Source organism: Peribacillus sp. P4_C12 (assembly GCF_056402095.1).
Map to the genome: position 1 here is coordinate 1 of NZ_JBFUIB010000311.1, position 4399 is coordinate 4399.

The 4399-nt window shown below is 37.3% G+C and carries 5 protein-coding genes and 1 other RNA gene; all 6 read left to right on the forward strand.

Annotation, left to right across the window (positions count from 1 at the left end; genetic code table 11):
- A partial coding sequence (locus tag AC1DUW_RS21740; protein WP_477643433.1) for a Zn-binding domain-containing protein occupies positions 1-730 on the forward strand: 730 nt, incomplete at its 5' end.
- A gap of 39 nt (positions 731-769) precedes the next feature.
- Positions 770-2011, forward strand: a complete 1242-nt coding sequence (locus AC1DUW_RS21745; protein WP_477643434.1) for a ribonuclease H-like domain-containing protein — start codon at positions 770-772, stop codon at positions 2009-2011.
- Between the two features lie 468 nt (positions 2012-2479).
- On the forward strand, positions 2480-2986 hold the full coding sequence (locus AC1DUW_RS21750; RefSeq protein WP_236694957.1) for a CotD family spore coat protein: 507 nt from the start codon (positions 2480-2482) through the stop codon (positions 2984-2986).
- 68 nt (positions 2987-3054) lie between these two features.
- Positions 3055-3606, forward strand: a complete 552-nt coding sequence (locus AC1DUW_RS21755) for an SLOG family protein (RefSeq protein WP_477643435.1) — start codon at positions 3055-3057, stop codon at positions 3604-3606.
- Positions 3607-3811: 205 nt separating this feature from the next.
- On the forward strand, positions 3812-4123 hold the full coding sequence (gene gpsB, locus AC1DUW_RS21760; RefSeq protein WP_053346734.1) for a cell division regulator GpsB: 312 nt from the start codon (positions 3812-3814) through the stop codon (positions 4121-4123).
- A gap of 72 nt (positions 4124-4195) precedes the next feature.
- Positions 4196-4399, forward strand: an RNA gene (gene rnpB, locus AC1DUW_RS21765) — RNase P RNA component class B; the annotation flags it as partial.

The following is a 4399-nucleotide window of genomic DNA, read 5'->3' on the forward strand; positions in this document are numbered from 1 at the left end:
TTGCTTCATCGTGAAGAAGGATGAAGCAATTTATTTGCATCAAGGAATACAATTCCAAGTGGAAGAATTAGATTGGGAAGAAAAGAAAGCGTATGTACGTGAAGTCAATGTGGACTATTACACGGATGCTAACCTTGCTGTTCAGTTATCTGTCTTGGAAGTGGATAAACAGCAAACATTCTCTTCAACTACAGCAGCTTTTGGAGATGTCTCTATCCGGGCGATGCCTACAATATTCAAAAAAATTAAATTTGAGACTCATGAAAATATTGGATCAGGGCCAATCAGCCTCCCAGAAGTGGAACTTCATACGAGTTCTGCCATGCTTTCCATGGAACCTGATATTTTTGAATGGGATGAAAATCGAATCGAGCAAGGAATGATAGGTGCCTCACATGCGCTGAATTACATGATTCCGCTTTATGTAATGTGCGATCCCCATGATATTCATGTGTATCCACAAGTTAAAGCAGCACATAATGAAAAACCCACCATTTTTATTTATGACAGTTATCCAGGTGGAATAGGACTAAGTGATAAAGTGTTTGAAAATGCTGCGGTCATTTTGTTGGAAACAAAATCAATGATCGAAAATTGTTCTTGTGAAAACGGCTGTCCTTCCTGTATCGGAACGGAATCTGCTTCGAAGACAGCCAAAAGTGATGCTAAGCGGTTATTGGATCTGTTTTGTAAGGAAAACCATGCATCAAATGCAGGGGTATGTGAATAGAGGTGCAGTATTTTGTCATTAAAAAATAAATTGAATCGTATGAAAACACATATGAACTTAGAACCAGTGAACAATCCTTCTCCTATAGAGGAAGATAGCCCGACAGTAAATACAGATATTCCTTTTTATGATAAGTGGCTGGAGAACGGTACCGTTTCCTTTCATTTCGATGATGACTATTGTTTCATCCGTGAAGTCCGCTATCCCCTTAATCATAAGCATGGGTTGTATTCATTTTCTGAGTTGAAAAAGATTGTGAAAGAATGGAATCAAACTTCATTAGCGCATCCCCTTTCCGCTAAAGGTGTAAAAAGCGAAGAACTCTTTTTCTTCGATACCGAAACAACAGGGCTTGGCGGTGGTGCCGGAAATACAATTTTTTTACTAGGTTATGCCTATTTAGAAGGTGAAGAAGTGGTCGTAAAACAGCATATCTTGCCACAGCCTGGTAGTGAAATACCGCTTTACCAAAGCTTTCTGGAAAACATCAATTATGAAACCCTTGTCACATATAATGGTAAATCATTTGATTGGCCGCAGTTAAAAACCAGACATACCTTGATAAAGGAACATGTTCCAAAACTGCCTGAATTCGGACATTTTGATTTGTATCATGCTTCAAGACGCCTTTGGAAAAACAAATTAGAACGTGTAAAATTATCCGTTGTCGAAACAGACATTTTAGGTGTACATAGAGAGGATGATATTCCTGGATATTTGGCGCCGATGATTTACTTTGATTTCGTTGAAAGAAAGAACCCGGAAATTTTGTTTGGAATCATGAAGCATAATGAAGTGGATATTTTATCACTAATCACTCTGTATATTCACTTGTCCCGGAAAATTCTTCAAATAGATGGATATACGGAAGAGTCGATGGAAATTGCACGCTGGCTCGATTATCTAGGAAAAAAAGAGGAATCGGTTGAGACCTATCAAAGAATATTGGAAGTAGGAAGTGAGGAAGATCGGATTATAGCTGGCCATGCTTTAGCCTTTCAGAAAAAGAAGCAAAAGCAATTCAATGAAGCGTTGGAGATTTGGAAGGAAGTTGCTTTAAAAGGGGATTTTCATTTAAGGATACAGGCTCAGATTGAATGTGCAAAATTATTCGAACATCAATTTAAGGACATCGCTTCAGCAATAAATTGTACTAGAAATGCGCATCAAGAGATGATGAGGACAGAGAATGGCAGCCATCTAGGAAAAAAAATCTTGGATCTGGAAAAAAGGATTCAAAGACTCGAGAGGAAAAAAGGTTCTAAGGGTAGACTTGTATAATATAGATAGTCTTTAATTGGAATCTACATAGTCAATAAATAGGTGATTATGAAATTAAAAAAAATGGTTACAAATATTGTAGCATTCAGTCATTATGTGTAAAATGGTAATGGTTGAGGGTGAAATTCTGAAACATTCATTTCATGCCTTACATCATTTAAATTCAAGGTGAAAGCGGAGCGGAGAAATGTATAAAACGACTTTATTTCTATTTTTTGTTGTCCTTTGTTTAACGATTGTTTTATTTACATCATTAAAAGAAAGTTTCTACTCCTTATTATAAGAAATTCACTCTGCAAGCACTTTTGTAGGGCTATCATATATAACGATGTGTACTTTAGGTTGTCGCATAGAGTTTTATACTTATTACGTATAAATAGGTCTTTTCATCAGTACACGTAGCCCCTTTTTTTCATAGTCTATAATGGTAAGACCAAAATTATCATGACGAAAGGGGACGTAATATAAATGAATTTTCGTAATTGTGGAGGACACAAATCCAATGTTATGGGAACATCCAATGTAATGGGTGCATCGAATGTTATGGGAGCATCAAATGTAATGGGTGCTTCAACTGGAAAAAAACCTTCCCATGTAATGGGAGCTTATACTAGTCCGATGGCTGGCGGTTATCCGACTGCGGTATCTCCAGCGCAATATGGTCCGATGGCTGGCGGTTATCCGACTGCGGTATCTCCAGCGCAATATGGTCCAACACAAGCACTTCCATCTCAAGTAGCCCCAGCACAGGTATCTCCAACGCAGCAATATGTTAATACAAACGTTTCGAACACAGTGATACCTGTCGTTCACCCATCACATACTACAACCGTTAATAAACATGTAAACACGTATAAACATTACTTTCCACATACTCAATCTGTAGTGAATGAGTGTTACACTCAAAACTTTATTTGTGGAAGGCCGCAACACCATCACCATCATTGCTGCCCACCTGGGCATTTCGGATATTGAAATTTAAGGGCTTATTTTAAGCCCTTATCTTCTTACATAATCATGCGAAAAGGGAGATTAGCCAAGTAATGAAGGTTTTGTATATAACTGGCTACAAAGCTTTTGAATTGGGAATATTTAAAAATGATCATGAAGCAGTAAAATATATAAAAAAAGCAATTAAGCAACGTCTTTTACCATTGGTGGAAGAGGGGTTAGAATGGGTAATTATTTCAGGCCAGTTAGGAACGGAACTATGGAGTGCAGAAGTAGTATTCGAGATACAGGAAGAATATACCCAGCTTAAATTAGGGGTACTTACTCCCTTCCTGAAAMAGGAAGAGTCATGGAACGAGACGAATCAAGACTATTACCGTTCCATTTTAGCACGCGCTGATTTTATAGAATCCATCTTCAAAAAACCGTATGAAGGACCACAACAGCTGAAAACTAAAAATCGTTATATGGTCCATAAAAGTGATGCCATGCTAATCATTTTTGATCCCGAAAAAGAAGGATCCGCCCAATATCCTTATTACGAAGCAATGAAAAAAGCGGAAACTCAACTATACCCTATTTTACAGATAAGCTTTGATGATCTGCAACTGGCTGCAGAAGAAGACAGTTGGTCCGAAGATTAGCACAGTAAAAATAATTATGGACTAAAAGTTGTTTCAAAAGCATATTCATATTATGATGAAAATTAGATACAGATTTATGGGAGTACATATCGGGCACTAAAAAAAGTATGACGTATAAAAAAAGTGTTTCGTTGACAAACCCAAGTAGATTTGAAAAAATAATAAAAAGTCGATTGTATTGGCGAAAGTATTGAGGTGAAGTCTTATGCTATCCGATAAGATAAAATTAACGGCTAAAGATATTCTTGAAAAAGATTTTAAAACAGCCATAAAGGGTTATAAACCTGAGGATGTGGATCAATTTCTGGATCTAATCATTAAAGATTATGAAGTGTTTCATCAGGAAATTGATGATCTTAAACAAGAAAATCTTAAATTAAAAAAACAGGCCGAAGAGAGTACAAAACGTCCGAGCCAACCTGCACCTGGTGCCACTCCGGGTACCACTAACTTTGATATCCTTAAACGGTTATCCAACTTGGAAAAGCACGTATTTGGAAACAAGCTTTTTGATTAATGTTTTTAAAAGGTAGAATAATTTGTATTGTGTTTTCTTGAATAATGTATTATAATCAATAATGTTATGTTAACGTTTGGGTAATTGCTGCTGCATTTTTTTGCAGTAGAGGAAAGTCCATGCTCGCACGGACTGAGATGTCCGTAGTGTTCGTGCCTGGCGAAAAAATAAGCTTGGGCAGCAGTCTTGGATTGCTGACGGCTGGGAAAATGCCTAAGTCCTTTTGGATATGGCATGAATACCTATAAAAGTGCCACAGTGACGGAGCCTTTACAG